This window comes from Vibrio sp. 1457 (assembly GCF_033340195.1).
Lineage (GTDB): Bacteria > Pseudomonadota > Gammaproteobacteria > Enterobacterales > Vibrionaceae > Vibrio > Vibrio alginolyticus.
Map to the genome: position 1 here is coordinate 141,986 of NZ_JAWOWA010000012.1, position 22,789 is coordinate 164,774.

The 22,789-nt window shown below is 44.7% G+C and carries 21 protein-coding genes and 1 other RNA gene; 12 read left to right on the forward strand and 10 right to left on the reverse strand.

Going from position 1 to position 22,789, the window contains the following annotated elements; all coding sequences use genetic code 11:
• Positions 1–17: 17 nt before the first annotated feature.
• Both ubiH and R7Z41_RS14435 read right to left on the reverse strand, forming a co-directional pair.
• The gene (gene ubiH / locus R7Z41_RS14430; protein ID WP_054575404.1) at positions 18–1,196 is read right to left on the reverse strand and encodes a 2-octaprenyl-6-methoxyphenyl hydroxylase; all 1,179 of its coding nucleotides are present in this window, start codon (positions 1,194–1,196) and stop codon (positions 18–20) included.
• A gap of 23 nt (positions 1,197–1,219) precedes the next feature.
• Positions 1,220–1,798 carry a YecA family protein gene (locus tag R7Z41_RS14435; protein WP_005380976.1) on the reverse strand — a complete coding sequence of 193 codons (579 nt, stop codon included), beginning with the start codon at positions 1,796–1,798 and terminating at the stop codon, positions 1,220–1,222.
• A gap of 249 nt (positions 1,799–2,047) precedes the next feature.
• On the opposite strand from R7Z41_RS14435, the gene R7Z41_RS14440 reads away from it, so the two are divergent.
• The 5 genes from R7Z41_RS14440 to serA all read left to right on the forward strand — a co-directional run bounded on the left by R7Z41_RS14440 (position 2,048) and on the right by serA (position 5,371).
• A complete protein-coding gene (locus tag R7Z41_RS14440; protein ID WP_005384553.1) occupies positions 2,048–2,356 on the forward strand; it encodes a cell division protein ZapA in 309 nt (102 codons plus the stop codon).
• An 8-nt stretch (positions 2,357–2,364) separates the two neighbouring features.
• Positions 2,365–2,549, forward strand: a non-coding RNA gene (ssrS, locus tag R7Z41_RS14445) — 6S RNA.
• A gap of 5 nt (positions 2,550–2,554) precedes the next feature.
• Positions 2,555–3,154: a 5-formyltetrahydrofolate cyclo-ligase gene (locus tag R7Z41_RS14450; RefSeq protein WP_025768838.1), complete on the forward strand. Its 600-nt coding sequence runs from the start codon at positions 2,555–2,557 to the stop codon at positions 3,152–3,154.
• A gap of 53 nt (positions 3,155–3,207) precedes the next feature.
• Entirely contained in the window at positions 3,208–3,864 is a 657-nt protein-coding gene (gene rpiA / locus R7Z41_RS14455; protein WP_005380982.1) for a ribose-5-phosphate isomerase RpiA, read from the forward strand.
• Between the two features lie 274 nt (positions 3,865–4,138).
• On the forward strand, positions 4,139–5,371 hold the full coding sequence (gene serA, locus R7Z41_RS14460) for a phosphoglycerate dehydrogenase (protein ID WP_017821632.1): 1,233 nt from the start codon (positions 4,139–4,141) through the stop codon (positions 5,369–5,371).
• Positions 5,372–5,442: 71 nt separating this feature from the next.
• Here serA and R7Z41_RS14465 read toward each other — a convergent pair whose 3' ends face one another.
• Both R7Z41_RS14465 and R7Z41_RS14470 read right to left on the reverse strand, forming a co-directional pair.
• Entirely contained in the window at positions 5,443–6,135 is a 693-nt protein-coding gene (locus tag R7Z41_RS14465) for an oxidative stress defense protein (protein ID WP_176311160.1), read from the reverse strand.
• Positions 6,136–6,343: 208 nt separating this feature from the next.
• Complete coding sequence (locus tag R7Z41_RS14470; RefSeq protein ID WP_005380990.1) at positions 6,344–7,240, reverse strand: LysR family transcriptional regulator ArgP; 897 nt, start codon at positions 7,238–7,240, stop codon at positions 6,344–6,346.
• A gap of 147 nt (positions 7,241–7,387) precedes the next feature.
• Between R7Z41_RS14470 and R7Z41_RS14475 the strand changes: the two genes are divergently transcribed.
• Both R7Z41_RS14475 and R7Z41_RS14480 read left to right on the forward strand, forming a co-directional pair.
• On the forward strand, positions 7,388–8,017 hold the full coding sequence (locus tag R7Z41_RS14475) for a LysE/ArgO family amino acid transporter (RefSeq protein ID WP_031780897.1): 630 nt from the start codon (positions 7,388–7,390) through the stop codon (positions 8,015–8,017).
• A gap of 26 nt (positions 8,018–8,043) precedes the next feature.
• Positions 8,044–8,526 (forward strand): YbaK/EbsC family protein, encoded by a 483-nt coding sequence (locus tag R7Z41_RS14480; RefSeq protein WP_005380994.1) that lies wholly within the window; start codon positions 8,044–8,046, stop codon positions 8,524–8,526.
• A gap of 47 nt (positions 8,527–8,573) precedes the next feature.
• Here the strand turns inward: R7Z41_RS14480 and mscS are convergent, their stop codons facing one another.
• The 5 genes from mscS to R7Z41_RS14505 form a co-directional block, all read right to left on the reverse strand.
• Complete coding sequence (mscS, locus tag R7Z41_RS14485) at positions 8,574–9,440, reverse strand: small-conductance mechanosensitive channel MscS (protein WP_005384548.1); 867 nt, start codon at positions 9,438–9,440, stop codon at positions 8,574–8,576.
• A gap of 424 nt (positions 9,441–9,864) precedes the next feature.
• Complete coding sequence (gene fbaA, locus R7Z41_RS14490; RefSeq protein WP_005380996.1) at positions 9,865–10,941, reverse strand: class II fructose-bisphosphate aldolase; 1,077 nt, start codon at positions 10,939–10,941, stop codon at positions 9,865–9,867.
• 154 nt (positions 10,942–11,095) lie between these two features.
• Complete coding sequence (locus tag R7Z41_RS14495) at positions 11,096–12,256, reverse strand: phosphoglycerate kinase (protein ID WP_005384547.1); 1,161 nt, start codon at positions 12,254–12,256, stop codon at positions 11,096–11,098.
• Positions 12,257–12,407: 151 nt separating this feature from the next.
• The gene (gene epd, locus R7Z41_RS14500; RefSeq protein WP_005384545.1) at positions 12,408–13,445 is read right to left on the reverse strand and encodes an erythrose-4-phosphate dehydrogenase; all 1,038 of its coding nucleotides are present in this window, start codon (positions 13,443–13,445) and stop codon (positions 12,408–12,410) included.
• Between the two features lie 136 nt (positions 13,446–13,581).
• On the reverse strand, positions 13,582–15,540 hold the full coding sequence (locus R7Z41_RS14505; RefSeq protein ID WP_017633560.1) for a ligand-gated channel protein: 1,959 nt from the start codon (positions 15,538–15,540) through the stop codon (positions 13,582–13,584).
• Between the two features lie 140 nt (positions 15,541–15,680).
• On the opposite strand from R7Z41_RS14505, the gene R7Z41_RS14510 reads away from it, so the two are divergent.
• A complete protein-coding gene (locus R7Z41_RS14510) occupies positions 15,681–16,574 on the forward strand; it encodes a LysR family transcriptional regulator (protein WP_017633561.1) in 894 nt (297 codons plus the stop codon).
• A gap of 91 nt (positions 16,575–16,665) precedes the next feature.
• Here the strand turns inward: R7Z41_RS14510 and tkt are convergent, their stop codons facing one another.
• Entirely contained in the window at positions 16,666–18,660 is a 1,995-nt protein-coding gene (tkt, locus tag R7Z41_RS14515; protein ID WP_005381028.1) for a transketolase, read from the reverse strand.
• 315 nt (positions 18,661–18,975) lie between these two features.
• Here tkt and metK point away from each other — a divergent pair, with 315 nt between their 5' ends.
• From metK to endA, 4 genes are all read left to right on the forward strand, one after another.
• Positions 18,976–20,130, forward strand: a complete 1,155-nt coding sequence (metK, locus tag R7Z41_RS14520; RefSeq protein WP_318136374.1) for a methionine adenosyltransferase — start codon at positions 18,976–18,978, stop codon at positions 20,128–20,130.
• Between the two features lie 402 nt (positions 20,131–20,532).
• Positions 20,533–21,330, forward strand: coding sequence for a DUF2189 domain-containing protein (locus tag R7Z41_RS14525; RefSeq protein ID WP_213915265.1), 798 nt, complete (start codon positions 20,533–20,535; stop codon positions 21,328–21,330).
• A 68-nt stretch (positions 21,331–21,398) separates the two neighbouring features.
• On the forward strand, positions 21,399–21,896 hold the full coding sequence (locus R7Z41_RS14530) for a SprT family zinc-dependent metalloprotease (protein WP_005381025.1): 498 nt from the start codon (positions 21,399–21,401) through the stop codon (positions 21,894–21,896).
• Positions 21,897–22,046: 150 nt separating this feature from the next.
• The gene (endA, locus tag R7Z41_RS14535; protein WP_017635582.1) at positions 22,047–22,742 is read left to right on the forward strand and encodes a deoxyribonuclease I; all 696 of its coding nucleotides are present in this window, start codon (positions 22,047–22,049) and stop codon (positions 22,740–22,742) included.
• The last annotated feature ends 47 nt before the right edge of the window (positions 22,743–22,789 follow it).

Genomic DNA, 22,789 nt, shown 5'->3' on the forward strand with positions numbered 1-22,789 from the left:
TAATTCAGTGCGGCCGTTCATCGTTTTACCAAGCCAAGTGTATGGCGTAGTAGCGGCTGCTTAAAAATAGAAAGGTTATCCATCGCTGCTAAGGCAGTATTTCGGCCAATTCGCATCGCGGGTAAATCATTTGAAAAAACATGCACCAAGGCACTGGTTAGCCAAATAGTTTCGCTTCGATCTGTTTCTCTACGTTGACTAAAGCGCATCAGGCCTTGATAAAGACCCACATCCTCACTTTGCTGCACAATTTCTTCTGCTAGTGAGACTACATCGCGAATACCGAGATTAAAGCCTTGTCCAGCTATCGGGTGCAGCGTTTGCGCCGCATTTCCAACAATCGCAAAGCGATGTGAAATATTTTGCTTTCGATGGCGAAGAAGCAATGGGTAACTTGCACGGCGCCCCACTTTTTTCATCGCGCCTAAACGCCAACCAAAATCGTTCTGTAAACGCTGGAGAAATGCTTGATCAGATAACTCAAGAACGGCTTGGGCTTCTTCAGGGTGCAAACACCAAACTAAGGACATTCGATTGTCACTCATTGGCAATAAAGCAACAGGGCCATTTTCAGTAAAACGTTCAAAGGCTCTACCTTGATGAGATTCTTGAGTCACAATATTGGCAATGACAGCCACTTGTTCAAAATCTTGCTCAGAAAGTTCTAGACCAATTTTCTGACAACAGGTCGAAACAGCACCATCTGCAGCCACCAGCAGTTTTGCTTCAAGTTGCTCACCACTTTTCAACGTCACATGGGTACAGTTTTGCTCGCGCTCGATATCGGTAACGGAGTCAGGACAAAACAGTGTAATTGATTCGCTGCTGTCTAATAATTCTTGATATACACGCCCAACATCGGCTAATTCTACAACATACCCTAGAGCTCCCACCCCAACCTCTTGCTTGGTAATCTCCGTCATCCCAGCATGAGAGCGGTCAGAAACGTGGATATGTTCAATGGGTGTGACAAACGGTTCTACTGACGTCCAGAGCTGTAGTTGACGCAACAGATTGACAGTACCGTAAGACAATGCGATTGAGCGAGAGTCAAAACCAGGGTGCATATCTGATTGTGCTTTAAAAGGCTCAACGACGGCAATGCGGAGCTTTCCCTGAGACAAATGGTCAATCGCCAATGCTAACGTTGCACCAGCCATGGCACCACCAGCAATGACTACATCATATTGCTTCATACTAACCTCTGGACGGTCTACGATTAGTGAATAGTAGGTTTTTTGTCGCTGCTTTCAGGACGAACACCAAATTCAGCATGAATCGTTAGTACGCAAGCTTTGATGTGCTCAATCACTTGCTCTAGCAATTGCGCTTGTTCACCAAGATCGTCATCTTCATCGATGCCTAATTTGGCAATCTCTTCTAAGTCAGCCAGTGCTTCTTTAGCGTCATCAGATGCTTTATTAAGCGCAACGCCTGCTAGACCTAGCCCAGAAATAAAGTGGTTTACAAAGTCGGACACACTGTCGGCTAATGCGAATAAGCCTTCTTCGCCCGGCTCATCTGGCAATAGTAAAGACAGCTCCATTGATGTGCCAGTAAGCTCATTAACAGTAACGTTGAATATGCTCTGAGCAAATGTGAGTGCTGTCGAGGGCCACCCCATCCCATCATTGGTGTAGTCAAAAAGAATCGGCTGCCAAGTTTGATCATTGATCGCCAATCCACCACTTAACATGCCAACAAATAAGCCATGTAACTCCGCCGGTGTCACAGCCAGGCTTGCCGATTGCAGTTCAGCAGCAATAGATTGGTATTCAGGAAGGGTGATTTCACTCATAACTTGGCTCATTCTTGCGTAATAATGTATTGGTATATCCTACCATCAAGGTTAGTGGTCTGAAACGGCTATCAAATTCAATTTTGAACAGCATTTGTTCAATTTGCCCAATTCCTGTGTGATCTCGTCATCATTTCTCTTTCTGTGATGGGAAATGCTTGAATCTTAATAGCGGTTTTCCTATAGTTTGCTCCTCGGTAGTTGTATGAAGCAACACCTTAGATAGCGCGAATATAGAGTTTATTCATCATGAGCAATCAAGCGATCGACGTTGAAATATTAGGCAAACTTACACGAGTGAATTGTCCGACAGGACAAGAAGAGTCTCTTGTTGCAGCGGCAAAAGATCTGGATCGCCGATTGAAAGAAATGAGCGAACGTACTAAGGTAACCAATGAAATCCAACTGCTGACCTTTGCTGCATTGAATATTTGCTATGAGTTGCACACCAAGTCATACGAATCCAATGGTCAACAGCAAGAAATTACTGAGCGAATGGAAAAGCTCACCGCGTCTTTAGAGAACGCACTAAGCAAAGTTACGCAAGGACAGCAGTAAATACAAAATTTACCCTGGGGTGTGCGTCAGCAGGATTTAAGTCCCTGAGCCGATAAGCAATACCTAAGGGTTAGTATTTGGTAACTATTGAGCAAGCTCGGCATGCACCGAGAAGCCTACGGTTGTCATTGCTGATCCGCCTTGAACCAGCTGGTTCAAGGGCCACAATCCTCAACGGCACCCTGGGGTATTCTCTCTATGTCAGACCTCTCTCGACAAGACTTCCGCAAACTGATTCGTGAAAAGCGCAACGCTCTGTGCAGTGATACACAATACCAAGCGGGAATCGACCTTATTACTCAATTTTCCCAACTTCCTGAAATCGAGCAGGCGCAACATATTGCCATCTACCTTTCTGCAGACGGTGAGCTTGATACTAAACCGCTCATTGAATGGTTATGGCAACAGGGAAAATCGGTTTATCTGCCCGTCATCCATCCCTTTTCTAAAGGTCAGTTACTGTTTCTTCAGTATATAAGTGATGAACAGCTCGTCTACAACAAGTACGGCATCTTAGAGCCCAAGCTCGATATCAGACACCTCAAACCCGTTCGCCAGCTTGATTTAATCTGCACGCCTTTAGTTGGGTTCGACAGTATCGGACACCGCTTAGGCATGGGCGGAGGGTACTACGATCGTACTCTGTCACGTTGGTTTATAACTGGAGAGGGTGCTAAACCTGTCGGTATCGCTCATGACTGCCAACATGTAGAACGCTTACCAATTGAAAGCTGGGATATTCCATTACCTAAGATCGTGACCCCAAGCCAAATATGGCAATGGGAAAGTGACAAGTAAGCCGCTATAATCACGCCCGCAAACGTTAACGAACATCTATTCAGGAGATTGGCATGACTCAAGATGAAATGAAAAAAGCGGCTGGTTGGGCAGCACTAAAATATGTTGAGAAAGGCAGCATTGTCGGTGTTGGTACTGGCTCTACCGTGAATCACTTCATCGATGCACTAGGCACTATCAAAGATGATATTAAAGGTGCAGTGTCTAGCTCTGTCGCTTCAACTGAGCGCCTTAAAGAGCTTGGTATTGAAGTATACGAGTGCAACGATGTAATGAAGCTGGATGTGTATGTTGATGGCGCAGATGAGATCAACCCAGCACGTGAAATGATCAAAGGCGGCGGCGCGGCTCTGACTCGTGAGAAAATTGTCGCAGCAATCTCTGATAAGTTCGTATGTATCGTTGACGGCACTAAAGCAGTTGACGTACTTGGCCAGTTCCCATTGCCTGTTGAAGTAATCCCAATGGCACGCTCTTACGTGGCTCGTGAATTGGTAAAACTAGGTGGTGATCCAGCTTACCGTGAAGGCGTTGTGACTGACAACGGCAACGTGATTCTGGATGTGCACAATATGCAAATTACCAACCCGAAAGAAATGGAAGACAAAATAAACGGCATCGCTGGTGTGGTGACTGTGGGTCTTTTCGCTCATCGTGGTGCAGACGTAGTGATCACTGGCACACCAGAAGGTGCAAAAATTGAAGAGTAAATAACAGCCAAAAATGAACCTATCTGGTTCACTTTTCTGTTATTTCATTACATACGGTGCTGAAAGGCACCGTTTTTTATTCCTTTCTATAAGAAAATTATCTCTTATTCCGTAATTTTCTTACCCAAAGCAATTTTTTTTTGTTACTTTATTGAACAGAAGACGCACAGGGAAACGTTTGTCTTCCTACAAAACTGTTAATTATCCCCTTTTTAATAGTTTTGCCCAATGTGCGCCACATTAGCCCACCTTTCCATTTTAAGGACGAGAAAAAATGGCCAAAGTTTCACTGGAAAAAGAAAAGATTAAGATCCTCTTGTTAGAGGGACTCCACCCTTCTTCAGTTGAAGTTCTTCAAGCAGCTGGTTATACCAACATTGAATACCATAAAGGTTCCCTTCCGGAAGAAGAACTAATTGAAGCGGTAAAAGACGTGCACTTCATTGGTATCCGCTCCCGTACGAACCTATCCGAAGAGGTAATCAATGCGGCGAACAAGCTGGTTGCAATTGGCTGTTTTTGTATTGGCACTAACCAAGTAAACCTAGACGCAGCAGCAAAACGCGGTATTCCTGTCTTTAATGCACCATTCTCTAACACTCGAAGCGTGGCAGAGCTTGTACTTGGGCAAATCCTTTTACTAGTGCGTGGTATTCCTGAAAAGAATGCTCTTGCACATCGCGGTATTTGGAAGAAAAGTGCAGACAACTCTTACGAAGCTCGTGGTAAGTGCCTTGGCATTATCGGATACGGTCACATTGGTACGCAGCTTGGTATTATTGCCGAAAACTTAGGTATGCGCGTTTACTACTACGATATTGAGAACAAACTGTCCCTTGGTAATGCGACGCAAGTACATACCATGAGTGAACTATTGAACAAATGTGATGTGATTTCTTTGCACGTTCCCGAAACACCGGAAACGAAAAACATGATGGGTGAAGCTGAATTTGCTCGAATGAAACCAGGTTCCATCTTTATCAACGCGGCACGTGGCACCGTTGTGGATATTCCTGCACTTTGCCATAGCTTAGAAGCTGGTCACCTTGCCGGCGCTGCAATTGATGTATTCCCAACTGAACCAAAAACAAATGCTGACCCGTTCGAGTCTCCTTTACAAAAATTCGATAACGTCATTCTCACTCCACACGTTGGTGGTTCAACGCAAGAAGCACAAGAGAATATCGGCTTAGAAGTGGCGGGCAAACTGGCTAAGTACTCTGATAACGGCTCGACACTTTCAAGCGTAAACTTCCCTGAAGTGTCATTGCCAGAACACAGTGGTGAGTGCTCTCGTCTGCTTCATATCCATAAGAACCGTCCTGGTATTCTAACTCAGATCAACACCATCTTTGCTGAAGAAGGCATTAACATTGCCGCGCAGTACCTACAAACAGCCGCTGAAATAGGCTACGTAGTGATCGACGTTGAAACTGAACGAGCAGAAGAAGCTCTAACAAAGCTCAAAAACATTGAAGGCACAATCCGTGCTCGTATCCTGCATTAAACTGTGAAATAGAAATGACAAAGGCAGGGGTTGTAACTCCCTGCCTTTTGCTTTTTACTGTTTGCTAAGCCTTACTTTAGCTTATAAATGACATCGACTTGATCGCGAATGATCATGGTTGAATCTTGGTAGCTATTCGCTCCTTCTTTACTATCCATCGCCATTGAACGCATTAACACAGGCTGAACGTGCATCTGTCTGTAATTGATCTGCCATACATCGCCCAACTTTTTCTCAAAACCAGTCGCTAATGACCCTGCTTTTTCTCTTGCGTCCTTAATCGCAGCCATTCGTGCCTTTTGCTGATACTTGGCTTGGTTGCTTACCTTAAGTTGAATATTATCAACCTGATTAATTCCCGCTTCTAACGCCATATCTAGGTATTGGTTAAGGTTTTTCAGATCCGTCACCGTGACATCAATACTGCGAGATGCTCGATACCCAACAAGTTCTGCTTTTCCTGATTTAGGGTAATGGTACTGAGGAGCAAGGTATAAATTCGAGCTAGTAATATTGTCTTTTGACAAGCCGGCATCCGATAAGCTTTTTAGAAACTCTTCAACGGTTTTATCTACGGACAATTTCGCTTGTTCGGCCGTCATTGTCGTATCGACTACTTTTACAGAAAACGTAGCCATATCAGGTGTGGCCGTCACTTCGCCATACCCCGTTGTCGTAACATGAGCAAACTCTGGCGTATTCGCCAAAACTGAAGCACTGGTAAGGCTGAGTGCTGAAGCCAGCAAAAATGAATACAATTTCATTCAATAAATCCATCCATACAAAATTAAGTACTTAATCTCAGATTCCAACATCACTATCATGGCTGAGAAAGCGTGTGGTTTCATAATAGAAACTTCCGCCGATTATCCAAGCACCCATAGTGACTTCTAACACAACTTTGACTATGTAACATTGGCGTAATTTTTAAACAAAACGCACTTAAGTTAACGATATGCAGCTCTGACGAACTTATTGAGGTAGATGCTGCTGCGCATACCCCACTATCGCATGTGAGATTTCTTGTAGTACCCCAGTTTCTAACTGCCAGTGGTGCCAATAAATCCGATGGGACATTAAAAAACCTGGAGTCACATCAACCAACACACCTCTGTCTAATTCGTCGGTAATTTGCAAGCGGGGGATCAAGCAATAAGCTACACCAGCTAACGCCACTTTTAGAAACGCTTCAGAACTACTGATGTTGTGATGAATAACGCTGTCAGGATTGACGTTAAAGTGCTCGGTAAGAAATGTTTTATGTAGATCATCATATTGGTCATATGAAACGGCCGGTGCTTTTGCCAATGTCTGATTATTTACGCCTTTAGAAAAATAACGCTGATAGAACTCTGGGCTCGCGACACAAACATAATCGATGCGACCTAAATAGTCTGCTCTGCATCCGGGGATTGGCTGGGACTCCAAGCTGATCGCTCCTGTCACTTCGCCACTTTTGAGTTTTTCAATAGAGCGGTATTCACCATAGATAGTCAGTTTTAGTTCAACTTGACGCTGCTTCATAACATTTTGCAGCGCTGGCAGTAGCCATGTTGCAAGGCTATCTGCATTAGTCGCTAAAGAGAGTTGCACAGGTCGCGTACTGGTATCATTTTTTAGTTCGGGGAGAATTTCATGCTCTAGCAAGCGTACTCGCCGATAAAGACCCAACAATTTTTTACCAATTGGCGTTGGCTTAGGTGGCTGGCTTCGAATTAAAACAGGCTGCGCGAGAAACTTCTCTAACTGCTTGATACGTTGAGAAATGGCGGATTGAGAAACAAATAAATGCTCGGCAGCACGCTCAAAGCTACCCTGATAAACTATAGCGTCTAATGCCTCAATCCATTTGTAATCTAACCCTCGCATACCTTTCCTCTCACTCTTGATCAAACGCCTCCCGTTAAATTAGTCTATCTAATGTAAGATTAAAATCATTAATTATACTTATTTAGATAAACGCTTTATCTTTCCCTTTTCTGTAAATGTATTTGTTATTTTGAAGTGAGGTGAAGTGTGAGCTTGTGGGTTCTATTGCAAGGTTTTGGTTTAGGAGCATCAATGATCATTCCGATCGGCGCGCAAAATGCGTATGTTTTGAATCAAGGCATAAAGCGTAACCACCACCTAACAACCGCCACTATTTGTAGCGTGCTAGATATGATTTTCATCTCTCTAGGTATCTTTGGTGGTGGTGCAATTCTGTCTCAAAATGAAATCTTACTGACGTCGGTGACACTTGGTGGTATTGCTTTCTTGAGCTTCTATGGACTGCTCTCGCTAAAAAGTGCTTTTAAGCCAGAGAGTGAATCGGAATCAAAAGGGGAGATCGTAGCTCGAGGTCGTCGAACAGTTATTCTAGGTGCGTTAGCTGTCACTGTGCTTAATCCGCACTTATATTTAGATACAGTCGTTATTCTAGGTTCGATCGGTGGACAATTTGAAGGCCATGATCGCATTGCTTTTGCACTAGGTACGATTATGGCTTCCTTTGTTTGGTTCTACACTTTATCGATAGGAGCAGCCAAACTAGGTCCAACACTCTCTCAACCAAAAGTGAAAAAAACCATCGACATTGCAATCGCAATGATGATGTTCACAATAGCGTATATCTTAGCGAGTGAGCTTATTGATAAGTATTGGTAATCACCAGGTAGTAAGGCAGCAAAGACATGGAGTCACTAAAACGTATTTATAACAACAATAGAGAGCGATTCAACGCGCTCTCTATTCCTTTTCGGGAATGGCAGCACGAAGCCATCTTAGACTTTGAGACAGATATACGCATTGCGAGAGAGCTTGGTTGGACGGGTACGCATACCAAAAGCCTCTTTTTAACACTCAAAGGACAAGGTTACGCGGTTTATCTGACAGATAAGGACTCGCGCCTCGATGCCAAGCAGATTAAAGCGATTACAGGTAAACGTCCCTCTATTTGTAATGACGATGAAATGGTCGAAGTGTTAGGTTGCGTACCCGGCGCGGTTTGCCCAATAGGCTTACCGGAATACATCACTATCATTGTTGATACCAATCTCTATCAACATCAAGAGTTGCTCTATACGCCTGGCTTACCTGAGTTCACATTTGGATTTGCAGGTAAACATCTAAAACGCCTCTTACTTGCTGGTCATCACACCCTTTACGAAATATAAAAAAGCGAGGCCTATTGGCCTCGCTTTCGAATATCGACTGCTTTTGATTAAGCGTCGACTTTGTTCAGGTGAACATCCATTTGTGGGAATGGAATCTCGATACCATTTTCATCCAATGCTTCTTTAATACCTTGCATTGCATCAAAGTATACGCCCCAGTAATCTGCAGTTTTCACCCATGGACGAACCACAAAGTTAACTGAAGAGTCTGCTAACGTAAGTACACCAATTGTGATATCTGGGTCTTTCAAGATACGTGGATCTTTCTCTAGCGTCTCACGAATCACTTTCTTCGTTAGTTTAAGGTCTGCTTTGTATGAAACACCAATCACTAGGTCGACACGTCGTGTCGCATGGCGAGAGTAGTTAGTAATGGCACCGCCGATAACTGAAGAGTTAGGCACAACAACCATTTTGTTGTCTGGTGTTTTTAGAACTGTTTGGAAGATTTGAATTGCTTCAACACTACCCGCTACACCACCGATTTCTACGTAGTCGCCTGATTTGAATGGACGGAACGCAACAATAAGTACGCCTGCTGCAAAGTTTGATAGTGAACCTTGTAGTGCAAGACCAACAGCAAGACCTGCCGCACCAATCACAGCAACAACAGAAGCGGTTTGAACTCCTAATCGACCAAGAGCCGCGATTAGCACGATTACAAATAGCAAGTAACGAACAAGACCGTGAATAAATTCAACGACGGCCTTATCCATGTTTTTCTTTTCTAGTACTTTAGAAACACTACCAGCGACTGCCTTAACGATAAGATTACCGATAAACAGAATAAGCACCGCAGAGATAATGTTCACACCGTACTGAACCAGTAGATCTGAATTGTTTGTCAGCCAAGTTTCAGCCTGAGTTAGACCATCCGTTAAAGTGGTATCGATACCCACCGATTCACCTGCCATAATTCTTATCCTCAAAATAAAGAGATATAAATCCAATTGCCGTTAATTTATGAACCTTGTTTTTTAAAGGCTCTTTTCTAAAACAACATCCCTATTGCTCCACTGAACAGTGTCAGATTTTTGGCACAATATCCCAACTCTGACTTTTTTCAAAGTCAGAGTTTCGCAAAGATATGCAAAACAAGACTTTATCAGAGCTTTCTGACACTGACTTGTTACAGGTTACGCAATGCACTCTGATTTCGCCACTCTTAAGACTGATATTCCCATGTTTTCTTTAAAAAAAACGTTAAAGGTGAGATATCTCACTAGCAAATACAACCTAACGCATAAAAATATCGGGAGAAAGCAGAAGGGAAGAAAATGATAGATATAAAAAAACCCGCTCAAAGAGCGGGTTTTTAAGTAACTTAATCAGTAACGATTATAGTACGTCAACTGCGTTAAGGTCAGCAAATGCTTGCTCTAGACGAGTAACCATTGAAGCTTGGCCTGCACGTAGCCATACGCGTGGATCGTAGTACTTCTTGTTTGGTGCATCTTCACCAGTTGGGTTACCGATCTGACCTTGTAGGTAATCGTGGTTTTCAGCTTCGAACTTACGGATACCATCCCAAGTAGCCCACTGTGTATCAGTATCGATGTTCATTTTGATCACACCGTAGCCGATAGATTCACGGATTTCTTCTAGAGAAGAACCTGAACCGCCGTGGAATACGAAGTTTAGAGAGTTCGCTGGAAGACCGAATTTCTCAGAAACGTGCGCTTGAGAATCACGTAGGATAGTTGGAGTTAGTACAACGTTACCTGGCTTGTATACGCCGTGTACGTTACCGAAAGATGCTGCGATAGTGAAACGGTGGCTGATTGCGCTTAGTTTCTCGTATGCGTATGCAACGTCTTCTGGAGAAGTGTATAGTTCAGACGCATCCATATCAGAGTTGTCAACACCGTCTTCTTCACCACCAGTACAACCTAGTTCGATTTCTAGAGTCATGTTCATTTTAGCCATGCGCTCTAGGTACTTAGCAGAAATTTCGATGTTCTCTTCTAGAGACTCTTCAGAAAGGTCGATCATGTGAGAAGAGAATAGTGGCTTACCAGTTTGCGCGAAGTACTCTTCACCAGCGTCTAGTAGACCGTCGATCCAAGGAAGTAGTTTCTTAGCTGCGTGGTCAGTGTGTAGGATTACTGGAACACCGTAAGCTTCAGCTACAGCGTGAACGTATTTCGCACCAGCAACAGCACCTAGGATTTGAGCTTCTTGACCTTCAAGTTTTAGACCTTTACCAGCAAAGAAAGCAGCGCCACCGTTAGAGAACTGAACGATAACTGGAGCTTTAACTTTTGCAGCTGCTTCAAGTACTGCGTTTACAGAGTCAGTACCCACACAGTTTACTGCTGGAAGTGCAAAGCTGTTTTCTTTTGCAACTTCAAATACTTTCTGAACGTCATCGCCAGAGATAACACCTGGTTTTACGAAGTCGAAGATCTTAGACATGGATGTAATCCTATTTATCTGTCGTTTTTAAACAAAACTTGTTAAGTTGAAAATCTTGCAAACGTTTGCTCACAACTGAGGCTATTCTAGCAGAGTTCCTCACACGTTGCAGCAAACAAGAAAGCGGGAGAATCACTCCCCCGCTTTGCTTTAATTACTTAGCGCGTGCTTCTAGCATTTCTACTGCTGGAAGAACTTTACCTTCTACGAACTCAAGGAAAGCGCCGCCGCCAGTAGAGATGTAAGATACATCCGCTTTGATACCGAACTTGTCGATAGCCGCTAGCGTGTCACCACCACCAGCAACAGAGAAGCCTTCAGAAGCTGCGATAGCTTCAGAGATACCTTTAGTACCTGCTTCGAAGTTCTTGAATTCGAATACGCCTACTGGACCGTTCCATAGGATAGTCTTAGCGTTTTTAAGGATTTCAGCTAGTTCAGCAGTTGAATCTGGACCAAGGTCGAAGATCATGTCGTCGTCTTGTACTTCAGAAACGTGCTTGATTTCAGCTTCTGCGTTCTCGTCAAATGCTTTCGCACATGCAACGTCAGTTGCTACTGGAATTGCACACTCGTCCATTAGCTTCTTAGCTGTTTCAACTAGGTCTGCTTCGTATAGAGACTTACCAACGTTGTGGCCAGCAGCTGCGATGAATGTGTTAGCAATACCACCACCAACAACGAGTTGGTCAGCGATTTTAGATAGAGACTCAAGAACAGTTAGCTTAGTAGAAACTTTTGAACCACCTACGATAGCAACCATTGGACGAGCAGGCTTGTCCATTGCTTTGCCTAGCGCTTCTAGTTCGTTTGCTAGTAGAGGACCAGCACATGCTACGTCTGCGTGCATGCCAACGCCGTGAGTAGATGCTTGAGCACGGTGAGCCGTACCGAATGCGTCCATTACGAATACGTCACATAGTGCTGCATATTTCTTAGATAGCTCTTCGTCGTTTTTCTTTTCGCCTTTGTTGAAGCGAACGTTTTCAAGAACAACAAGTTCACCCGCATTTAGCTCTAGGCCATCTAGGTAGTCTTTTGCTAGCTTCACTTCGCAATCTAGTGCGTCGTTTAGGTAGTTAACAACTGGTTGTAGAGAGAACTCTTCAGCGTATTCACCTTCAGTTGGGCGACCTAGGTGAGACGTAACCATTACTTTAGCGCCTGCTTCTAGGCAGTGCTTAATAGTTGGAAGAGATGCGATGATACGTGCATCCGAAGTTACTTTACCGTCTTTTACTGGCACGTTTAGGTCAGCACGGATAAATACACGTTTACCTGCAAGATCCAGGTCAGTCATCTTGATTACAGACATGATGTGTCCTCTCAAATATTTAATAATTAAAGTTTTTGAAAACTCGGCAACCCTGCCAAGCCTGTTAATTCTTCAAACTGGTTATAGATATGGAGATATTATGGATTTATTTCAAGGCTTGAAATAAAAATTCTCCATCACTTCTTCGTCATTACTGTTCCACTTGCGAAGAAGCTTGCATTGCTAAGGCAGTATCCAGCATCCGGTTAGCAAAGCCCCATTCGTTGTCGCACCAAACGAGCATTTTTACGAGTTGCCCGTTACTCACTCTAGTCTGGCTTCCATCCACAATCGCACTATGGGGGTCGTGGTTAAAGTCGATGGAAACGAGTGGCGATTCAGTATAGTCAACAATGTTACGTAATGTACACTGAGATGCGTTAACAATGGTTTGATTTACGTCATTAACTTTCACATTTGTACTAATTGTGACACTTAAATCCATTGCAGTGACGTTAACCGTTGGAACACGAACAGAAATTGCTTCGAATTTGTTGGAAAATTTCGGGAAGATCCTTTCAATCCCCTTATGCAACTTAGTGTCCACCGGAATAATAGATTGGCTTGCAGCACGGGTACGGCGTAAGTCGTTATGATACGCATCAATTACTTGTTGATCGTTCATGGACGAATGAATTGTGGTAATGGTGCCAGACTCTATGCCGAAGGCTTCGTCTAGTACTTTAATGATGGGAACGATACAGTTGGTGGTGCAAGAGCCATTGGAGACAACACGGTGCTCGTCTTTCAGAGTTTCGTGGTTCACGCCATAGATAATCGTATTATCTAGGTCGTTTGCGCCCGGGTGCGAAAACAGTACTTTCTTCGCGCCTGCTTCTATATGCGCTTGCCCATCCGCTTGCGAACCAAATACGCCAGTGCAATCCAAGACAATATCAACTTCTAAATCACGCCAAGGAAGTAATTCGATTTCGGAGAGATGGAGAATGCGAATGGAATCATATTCACCGCTGTCATGATGAACATGCAAATGTTCTTGGTCATGGGAAATTTTTTTACCAAAGCGACCATGACTGGTGTCATATTGCAGTAGGTGTGCCATCGCCTCTGGCTGTGCTAGTTCGTTTACCGCCACAACCTTGATCTGCTGGTGTTTTCCGCTTTCATACACCGCTCGCAGAACATTACGACCTATACGTCCAAATCCATTGATCGCAACCTTTAGCATTTATCCTTCGCCCTACCAAAAATTTCGTGTCACAGATACTACCTGATCAGGCTGACAAACGCACCTGTTGAATCAAAGTAAAGCAGGATTAAAAAAAGGTCGAGACTATGCTCGACCTTATTACAACGATAGATAATTAAAATGCGACGTCTAAACCTAACCAGTAGCGACGACCATCTTCAATATATCCGTATTCTTCGTAACTGATTTCCTCGTCCAGCAAGTTATAGATAGCGCCTTTAATACGAGTATTGTCGGTTAACTGGTATGTCACACCGGCGTCCACAAAGGTATAAGCTGGCTCTACGATACTGTTTCTTGATGGGCCAGTAACCGGATCCATTTCTTTACCTCGGTACGTGACTTTCGCCCAGCTCTCTAGATCTGTTGTCGTTTGCCAAGTCACATCCACATTAAACAGATGCTTTGGTAACTGCTGCAGCGGCATGCCTTTGTATTCACCTGTTTTTTGCTCTGAGTCGGTAAATGTGTAGCTCGAGCTGAGGTAAATGGTTTCCGTTAATGGCGATGCTAAGGTCGCTTCAATACCTTGTGTGACCGCTTCGTCCACGTTAATGCGGTACGTTGGATCTGCACCCCATTGGTTTGGTCCATCTGTACAGATGGTATCTGGACAAACAACACGTGTGATCTTGTCTTTGAACTCATTATGGAACGCAGTCAAAGAGACATCTAAACCAGAGTCACCTTGATACAAGACACTGATTTCTTTGTTTAGCGACGTTTCAGGGTCAAGGTCTGGGTTACCGTAGATATTACCGCCGCCACTGACTTGCGCCCAACCAGGAGTAATTTCACGTAATTGCGGAGAACGGAAACCTGTTGCCACACCGCCTTTCACAGTCCAAGACGGGTCAACTCGCCATACACCATAGACACGCGGACTAAAGTGCGCGCCATAGTTTTCGTCATGATCTAGACGGCCGCCAAGCGTAACGCTAAACGGATCAGCAATTCTCCATTCATCTTCAATGAAAACAGCCCACTGCGTATTCGATGTTTCAGTCTTCGATGACGCTTTGTTGGAGGTGAAATCCTCAAGCTCTGCATGAGTAGCGTCCACACCCGTCGTCAACGTATGGTTTCCAATACCAGTCACCAAGCTCGATTTGAACGTGGTGTTGGTGATCGTCATCTCACGAGATTTGTTCTCGCTCTCTTCTCGCTGTAAGTAAGTATCTGAAATTCCCACCGAATCCCAATCACCGTTGTGGCTTACCGTTACGTAATTACGACGATATTCATTCAGTGAATCTTCACACCCACCACGACACCCAGTGGTCGGCACTGAAAGGCCCACATTACCACGACGACTTTGTGCCGAGGTGCCACCTTCTAATTGCACCGAGTGGCGCTCATTAATCTGGTAAGTCAGCTTTGAAGAGATACTCTGCATATCTTTATCTTCATAACCGTATTCGATGTCATCTTCTTCTCTGGTTGTGTACTGACCATATACTTGGAGAGATAAATTTTCAGCCAACGGACCATTAACGAAAAAATTCGCGCTCTGCTCTCCACCTGAGCGGCTATTCTCTTGTATTACCGTGCCCAGTTGAACATTACCCGTCCACTCTAGCGCATCTTTTCGTGTGATGACGTTAATCACACCACCAATCGCATCAGAACCGTAAAGCGTCGACATTGGGCCACGAATAACTTCGATTCGCTCAATCGCTTGAAGAGGAGGTAACCAACCTTGTTCGATACCAGGACCGTCACTATTTGGACGAGTTTCACGCGTGCTTTGACGTTTACCGTCGACCAGTATCAAAGTGTATTTAGAACCCATACCACGGATACTAATGTCGGTGGTATCACCACCACCTGTCACGACGACACCTGGCACACTTTTTAGTGCATCAGTCACATCGCGGTAATAACGAGAGTCCAACTCCTCACGTGAAATCACACTAATACTTGCAGGCGCGTCCGCTTGAGATTGCTCATAACTTGATGCAGTTACAACCACTGTTTCCATTTTAGAAACTGCATCATTGGCAAAAACATGAGGGACACTGACGAAGGCTAAAATACCAGTTGCGGTAATAACTGGCAGTCTAAGAGTAGACATCTACATCTCCATAATTGATAATGATTATTATTTTCGAAAGTGAATTATTCACAAATAGAATGAGATGCATAGTGAGAGTTATGGAACGGTTCTTTCCATTTATGGAACTCGTACATAACGCAGTAAGGAGTAAAAGAAATATGCACGACTTAGCATCAATTAGAGCCTTTGATGCGCTCAATCAGCATAAAAGTTTGACAGCCGCTGCTAAAGCCCTTAATCAGCCAAAATCAACGCTAAGTCGTCGCTTGGCACAATTAGAAGAAGACTTCGGTCAGGCTCTAACCGCCAGACAAGGTAATCGATTAGTTCTGACAAGAGCTGGAGAAATCTTTGCCCACTACAGCCGCCAGATTCTTGAGTTAAGTGAAGAGAGTTATGATGCACTTCAAGGTTTAACGAACCAAGTTTCAGGGCCACTGCATATTGTTTGTCACACTGCCTTAGTTAGAAGCTGGCTCGGCGGCGTACTCAATCGTTTTCTTGCTGATAATCCCGATGTTAGAGTTCAACTTACCAGTGACTTTTCTGAGGCGCATCATGACCCAGATTTGTTCATCTGGCTCGGTGAACGTAAAGAGCTAGACTGGCGAAAAGAAGTGCTGGGGGTATTTCGCTATACGCCTTTTGCCTCTCCAAATTATCTAAAACAACATGGGCCTATACCGCACCCCAAAGAACTTGAAGCACATCCATGGATCGATTTTGGTTCAGTGCAAGAAAATGGATTGATGCTAGCACACCCTCAACACGGTGAGTTCTTTTTAGAGCCCTTTGTTAGTCGCTTATACAGCGACAACATAGCAATGCAAATAGACAGTATCGCGAATGGTCATGGTATTGGACTGCTGCCGACTTGGACAGCATGCGGCTATGAGAAACATCACCCAGGGCGAATCACACCTTGCTTAGAAGGTTGGCTTTCTGAGCCTATTTCCATTAACTGCTATACACCAGCAGGACGACCACCACTGCGCTTATCCGTACTTTTAGACTGCATTCACCAAAGCATTCCACAAGGTTGGAAAACCTGACAAAAATAAAAAGGCCATCATAATGATGGCCTTTCTAACTTTAGCGTTTAACAATCGTCGTTTACGTTCGACTGTTTAGACGGTCCTGCAATTACGCTAGCAATTCTTTTGCTGTGTTCACTACGTTTTCAGTCGTGAAGCCAAACATCTCGAATAGCTGACCAGCAGGTGCAGATTCACCGAATGTTGTCATACCGATGATGCGACCGTCGAAGCCTACGTACTTGTACCAGAAATCCGCAATGCCCGCTTCAATAGCGATACGTGCCGTTACGTCTGATGGCAGTACAGATTCACGGTAAGCAGCGTCTTGTTTGTCGAATGCGTCTGTTGATGGCATTGAAACAACGCGTACTTTCTTGCCTTCTGAAGTTAGTTGCTCAGCGGCTTTCACTGCAAGCTCAACCTCAGAACCTGTTGCGATAAGGATTAGCTCAGGCTTACCTTCGCTATCTTTCAGGATGTAAGCACCTTTCGCGATGTCTGCGACTTGTTCAGCAGTACGCTCTTGTTGCGCTAGGTTTTGACGAGAGAAGATAAGTGCAGTTGGTGCATCTTTACGTTCAATCGCTAGTTTCCATGCAACTGCAGACTCAACTTGGTCACATGGGCGCCATGTGCTCATGTTTGGAGTTACACGTAGAGACGCCATTTGCTCAACAGGTTGGTGAGTTGGGCCATCTTCGCCAAGACCGATCGAATCATGCGTGTAAACTTGGATGTTCTGAATTTTCATCAGCGCAGCCATACGCATTGCGTTACGAGCGTATTCCATGAACATTAGGAATGTTGCGCCGTAAGGAACGAAACCACCGTGCAATGCGATACCGTTGATGATAGCAGTCATACCGAATTCGCGTACACCGTAGTGGATGTAGTTGCCAGAGAAGTCCTCCGTTTCTAGAGACTTAGAACCAGACCACATGGTCAGGTTAGAAGGCGCTAGGTCAGCAGAACCACCCATAAACTCAGGAAGCATTTGACCAAACGCTTCTAGTGCATTTTGCGATGCTTTACGTGATGCAATGTTCGCTGGGTTTGCTTGAAGATCGGCAATGATTTGGTTCGCTTTTTCTTCCCATTGTGCAGGAAGTTCGCCGTTTAGACGACGTTTAAGCTCTGCCGCTTCAGCAGGGTAAGCTGCAGCGTATGCTTCGAATTTTTCATTCCAAGCTGCTTCTTTCGCGGCGCCCGCTTCTTTTGCATCCCACTCAGCGTAAACATCTGCCGGGATCTCAAATGGGCCGTACTCCCAACCTAGGTATTCGCGAGCCGCTTGGATTTCATCGTGACCTAGTGGTGCACCGTGACAGTCGTGCGAACCAGACTTGTTAGGAGAACCGAAACCGATAATTGTTTTGGTACAGATAAGCGTAGGACGTGGGTCCGCTTTTGCTGCTTCAATTGCTGCGTTGATCGCGTCTGAGTCGTGACCATCGACTGCTGGGATTACATGCCAGCCGTACGCTTCAAAACGCTTAGGTGTATCGTCAGAGAACCAACCTTCAACGTGACCGTCGATAGAGATGCCGTTGTCATCCCAGAATGCAATCAGCTTGCCTAGACCAAGAGTACCTGCAAGAGAGCATGCTTCATGCGAGATGCCTTCCATTAGACAGCCGTCACCCATGAACACATACGTAAAGTGGTCAACGATATCGTGACCTTCTTTGTTGAACTGTGCCGCTAGTGCTTTCTCTGCGATCGCCATACCAACAGCGTTAGTGATGCCTTGACCTAGAGGACCCGTTGTTGTCTCGATACCAGGCGCGTAGCCGTACTCTGGGTGACCTGGGGTTTTTGAGTGCAATTGACGGAAGTTTTTCAGATCGTCAATAGATAGCTCGTAACCGCTTAAGTGCAGTAGAGAGTAAATAAGCATTGACCCATGACCGTTTGACAGCACAAAGCGATCGCGGTCGGCCCACTCTGGGTTTGAAGGGTTATGGTTTAGGTGAGAGCGCCAAAGAACTTCAGCGATATCAGCCATACCCATTGGTGCGCCTGGGTGGCCTGAGTTAGCTTGTTGAACACCATCCATGCTTAGAGCACGAATTGCATTGGCAAGATGTTTACGAGACGACATGTCTGCTCCTGAGTACATTAAGCGAAACGAAAAGTAGGTCATAATTCTCTCAAAGCCCTGTTGGGTGTGCAAACGTTTTCCAGTCCAAAACCTCACAAATATTGCACCTTTCGCGCCAAATCGTTCGAAGTTCTTAAAATTATCAATAAATCAGGCAAACGTTTGGTTATAACAAAAACCAAAAAAGAGCTTGTAATTCGAGCAATCAAATTTAGAATAGACGTCTAGATGTAGATACACCTACAAAAATTAGTATTAATTTGCGCTGGAGAGTTTATCATTCCCCAGTTTTAAACCAGATATAGTGGAGCTAACATGGCTAAGCACCTGTTTACTTCTGAGTCAGTATCAGAAGGTCATCCAGATAAAATTGCAGACCAGATTTCTGATGCGGTTCTTGACGCGATTCTAGAGCAAGATCCAAAGGCTCGTGTTGCATGTGAGACTTACGTTAAAACCGGTATGGTAATGGTGGGTGGTGAAATCACGACTTCAGCATGGGTAGACATCGAAGAGTTAACTCGTGAAACCGTTCGTGAAATCGGCTACGTACATTCAGATATGGGCTTTGACGCAGATTCTTGTGCGGTACTAAACACAATCGGTAAACAGTCGCCAGATATCAACCAAGGTGTTGATAAAGCTGACCCTAAAGAACAAGGTGCAGGCGACCAAGGCATCATGTTTGGTTACGCTTGTAACGAAACTGAAGTACTAATGCCAGCGCCAATTACTTACTCTCACCGTCTTGTTCAAAAGCAAGCAGAAGTTCGTAAAAACGGCACACTACCTTGGTTGCGTCCTGATGCAAAATCTCAGGTAACATTCCAATACGATCAAGATAACATCGTTGGTATCGACGCGGTTGTTCTTTCAACTCAACACTGTGACTCAATCTCAACTTCAGACCTGCGTGAAGCGGTAATGGAAGAGATCATTAAGCCAGTGCTACCTTCTGAGTGGATCAACAAAGAAACAAACTTCTTCATTAACCCAACCGGTCGCTTCGTAATCGGTGGTCCTATGGGTGACTGTGGCCTAACTGGTCGTAAGATCATCGTAGATACCTACGGCGGCGCAGCTCGTCACGGTGGCGGTGCGTTTTCTGGTAAAGATCCATCAAAAGTTGACCGTAGTGCAGCATACGCAGCACGCTACGTAGCGAAAAACATCGTAGCGGCAGGCATGGCTGACCGTTGTGAGATCCAACTTTCTTACGCAATCGGTGTTGCTGATCCAACGTCTATCATGGTGGAAACGTTCGGTACTGAGAAAGTATCTCACGACATCATCATTGAAGCGGTTCGTCAATTCTTCGACCTACGTCCATACGGTCTACAAGAAATGCTTAACCTTCTTCAACCTATCTACAAGAAGACAGCGGCTTACGGTCACTTCGGTCGTGAAGAATTCCCGTGGGAAGCGACAGACAAAGCTGCACTTCTACGCGATTTCGCTGGCATCAAATAATCAAGCCAAGCAAGAATCAATCAAGCCCTCGCCTATGGCGGGGGCTTTTTATTTTCAGCAACTTTTATCCAGCCATTTCGGCTCATACCGCCCTGCCCCACAAAGCAGTCCTGTTTCTCCCTCATTTTTATACCGAATAAATTTTAAGCAATTATTTGTAAATTATCCCATCTCCGCCAATAGTTAAAATATTGTTAACTCCAATTTAAATAGAGACGTCGGATGCTGGCGACTGTGGAAGCAACACTTAAGTAAAGACATGAGTCAGGCATCTTTATGGCCGATACCAAACTAAGCCAATGATCAGATGTAAACTTGAAAAAGTCGCTTCAAGTTTGACTGAACAAAAACCGCTGTCAGTTGGTATAAGCGGATAATGTGGGAATAAATCAAGGAGGAGTTATGCCTCGAACTGTTAATCCATCGGACTTCCACAACAAACGAAAGGAAGTGCCAGACAACGAATACGCCAGAACCATACCGTGCAATACGGTCAATCTTTCTGCACCTTTTCATTGGCTCGCATTAGGTCTGCATGATTTCGTGCGAATGCCGCTTATTAGTGCTTTCTATGGCATCTGTTTTATGGCTGCTGCGATAGGCATTGTTTTGCTCGTACAGTGGCAAGGCACACACTTAGTCGTCATGCCCAGTTTGATTGTTTACATGTTAATCGGTCCGTTTCTCGCGCTGGGCTTGTATGATGCCAGTTGGGAGAGAGAGCGCGGACACAAAGCAAGCTTGTTCCATTCAATGAAAGCGATCGGTCGTAACTCAACATCTCAATGGGCGTTCGCCGTGTTACTCGCAGTGTGTATGATATTTTGGATGCGCATTGCCGCTCTACTTCATGCACTCTACCCTTCTGTTCAAGGGGCACCTTTAAGTGAGTTCCTACCCTTCCTTGTCATCGGCTCTTTAGTTGGCTTTGTTTTGGCTTGTGTGGTGTTTAGCATTTCAGCCTTTTCTATTCCTCTCATGATGGAGCGTCGTGTAGACATGATGACCGCTGTATTTACCAGCTTTAATGCAGTGAAATCCAACATTCCAGCAATGATTGTTTGGGCAGCGATCATCTGTGGCGGTATTCTTGTCGGCTTTGCGACCTACGGGATCGGAATGTTGTTTACCATGCCAATTCTAGGCTACGGTACATGGCACGCTTACCATGCCACCATCAAGAAAAAACACACACCATAATTAACTGATGCTATGATCTGGCCCTCGCAAATGCGGGGGCTTTTTTATTTAATTTATCGAGGTGAATTGTGGATATAGAACTCAGCTATAAAGCCAAGCAAGTGATGGCGGGCTGTATCGCGATGGCGGAACAAGCTTTCAAACGTTCTTTCCCGATTCCAACAATCACCTTCGACGTCCGTGGGAAAGCGGCAGGAAAAGCCTACCTTCAATTAAATCAAGTACGCCTAAACCCTGTTTTATTTCGCGAAAACACCCAAGCATTCTTAGATGAAGTCATTCCTCATGAAGTAGCACACCTGATTACTTATCAGGTTTACGGGCGAGTAAGGCCTCACGGTAAAGAATGGAAAGGCGTCATGGAAGCCGTATTTAACGTACCAGCCAAAACCACTCACAGCTTTGAAGTAAAATCCGTTCAAGGTAAAACCTTTGAGTATCGTTGTGGTTGTATGACCTACCCTCTATCGATTCGCCGTCATAATAAAGTGCTGCGCAAAGAGGCGACGTACTCTTGTCAAAAATGCCGCCAACCACTTAACTTCACCGGCATTCAATTATCGTAGCCCTTACCTCATAGTGTTACCTGCGTTCCCAAAACAAAGATCGAGTTGATCAAAACCTTCCCTTCCCCACTTATTGTTAACTTACTCATCACTAAAGCTATTTTATGCGTGTTATCATGAATAAAGCCATACTTTATAAAGACTTTTATCATGAAATACTTATTCTCTCTGTTGCTTATCGCGCTTTCTAGCACTGCGATTGCCGCGCCACCGAGCTCATTCTCTGCAGCCAAACGTGAGGCGGTCAAAATTTATCAAGACCACCCAACAAGCTTCTACTGTGGCTGTAACATTCAATGGCAAGGCAAGAAAGGCTCACCCGATTTAGCCTCTTGCGGTTACCAAGTCCGTAAACAAGAAAAACGGGCTGCACGAATCGAATGGGAGCATGTGGTTCCTGCGTGGCAATTTGGCCACCAGCGTCAATGCTGGCAAGATGGCGGACGTAAAAACTGTAAGAAAAAAGACAAAACTTTTCGTTTGATGGAAGCAGACTTGCACAACCTAACTCCTGCTATTGGTGAAGTAAACGGTGACCGTTCGAACTACAACTTCAGCCAATGGAACGGTATGGATGGCGTGAGTTATGGTCGCTGTGAGATGCAAGTGAACTTTAAGCAGCGTAAAGTCATGCCACCAGACCGTGCGCGTGGCTCAATTGCTCGTACCTATCTATACATGAGCAAAGAGTACGGTTTCAAACTGTCGAAGCAGCAAACGCAATTAATGAGTGCTTGGAACAAAACCTATCCTGTCGATAAATGGGAATGTGAGCGTGACGAGCGCATTGCAAAAGTACAGGGCAATCACAACCCATTTGTTCAAGAAGCCTGCCGCGCACTGTAACCTCCGACCTCGAAGCGTTCCAATTACTGATATTGAAACGCTTCTTG

Excerpts from the sequence above, each read along its gene's own strand:
- ubiH (WP_054575404.1), bottom strand. The coding sequence starts at position 1,196 with ATGAAGCAATATGATGTAGTCATTGCTGGTGGTGCCATGGCTGGTGCA.
- R7Z41_RS14435 (WP_005380976.1), bottom strand. The coding sequence starts at position 1,798 with ATGAGTGAAATCACCCTTCCTGAATACCAATCTATTGCTGCTGAACTG.
- R7Z41_RS14440 (WP_005384553.1), top strand. The coding sequence starts at position 2,048 with ATGAGCAATCAAGCGATCGACGTTGAAATATTAGGCAAACTTACACGA.
- R7Z41_RS14450 (WP_025768838.1), top strand. The coding sequence starts at position 2,555 with ATGTCAGACCTCTCTCGACAAGACTTCCGCAAACTGATTCGTGAAAAG.
- rpiA (WP_005380982.1), top strand. The coding sequence starts at position 3,208 with ATGACTCAAGATGAAATGAAAAAAGCGGCTGGTTGGGCAGCACTAAAA.
- serA (WP_017821632.1), top strand. The coding sequence starts at position 4,139 with ATGGCCAAAGTTTCACTGGAAAAAGAAAAGATTAAGATCCTCTTGTTA.
- R7Z41_RS14465 (WP_176311160.1), bottom strand. The coding sequence starts at position 6,135 with ATGAAATTGTATTCATTTTTGCTGGCTTCAGCACTCAGCCTTACCAGT.
- R7Z41_RS14470 (WP_005380990.1), bottom strand. The coding sequence starts at position 7,240 with ATGCGAGGGTTAGATTACAAATGGATTGAGGCATTAGACGCTATAGTT.
- R7Z41_RS14480 (WP_005380994.1), top strand. The coding sequence starts at position 8,044 with ATGGAGTCACTAAAACGTATTTATAACAACAATAGAGAGCGATTCAAC.
- mscS (WP_005384548.1), bottom strand. The coding sequence starts at position 9,440 with ATGGCAGGTGAATCGGTGGGTATCGATACCACTTTAACGGATGGTCTA.
- fbaA (WP_005380996.1), bottom strand. The coding sequence starts at position 10,941 with ATGTCTAAGATCTTCGACTTCGTAAAACCAGGTGTTATCTCTGGCGAT.
- R7Z41_RS14495 (WP_005384547.1), bottom strand. The coding sequence starts at position 12,256 with ATGTCTGTAATCAAGATGACTGACCTGGATCTTGCAGGTAAACGTGTA.
- epd (WP_005384545.1), bottom strand. The coding sequence starts at position 13,445 with ATGCTAAAGGTTGCGATCAATGGATTTGGACGTATAGGTCGTAATGTT.
- R7Z41_RS14505 (WP_017633560.1), bottom strand. The coding sequence starts at position 15,540 with ATGTCTACTCTTAGACTGCCAGTTATTACCGCAACTGGTATTTTAGCC.
- R7Z41_RS14510 (WP_017633561.1), top strand. The coding sequence starts at position 15,681 with ATGCACGACTTAGCATCAATTAGAGCCTTTGATGCGCTCAATCAGCAT.
- tkt (WP_005381028.1), bottom strand. The coding sequence starts at position 18,660 with ATGTCGTCTCGTAAACATCTTGCCAATGCAATTCGTGCTCTAAGCATG.
- metK (WP_318136374.1), top strand. The coding sequence starts at position 18,976 with ATGGCTAAGCACCTGTTTACTTCTGAGTCAGTATCAGAAGGTCATCCA.
- R7Z41_RS14525 (WP_213915265.1), top strand. The coding sequence starts at position 20,533 with ATGCCTCGAACTGTTAATCCATCGGACTTCCACAACAAACGAAAGGAA.
- endA (WP_017635582.1), top strand. The coding sequence starts at position 22,047 with ATGAAATACTTATTCTCTCTGTTGCTTATCGCGCTTTCTAGCACTGCG.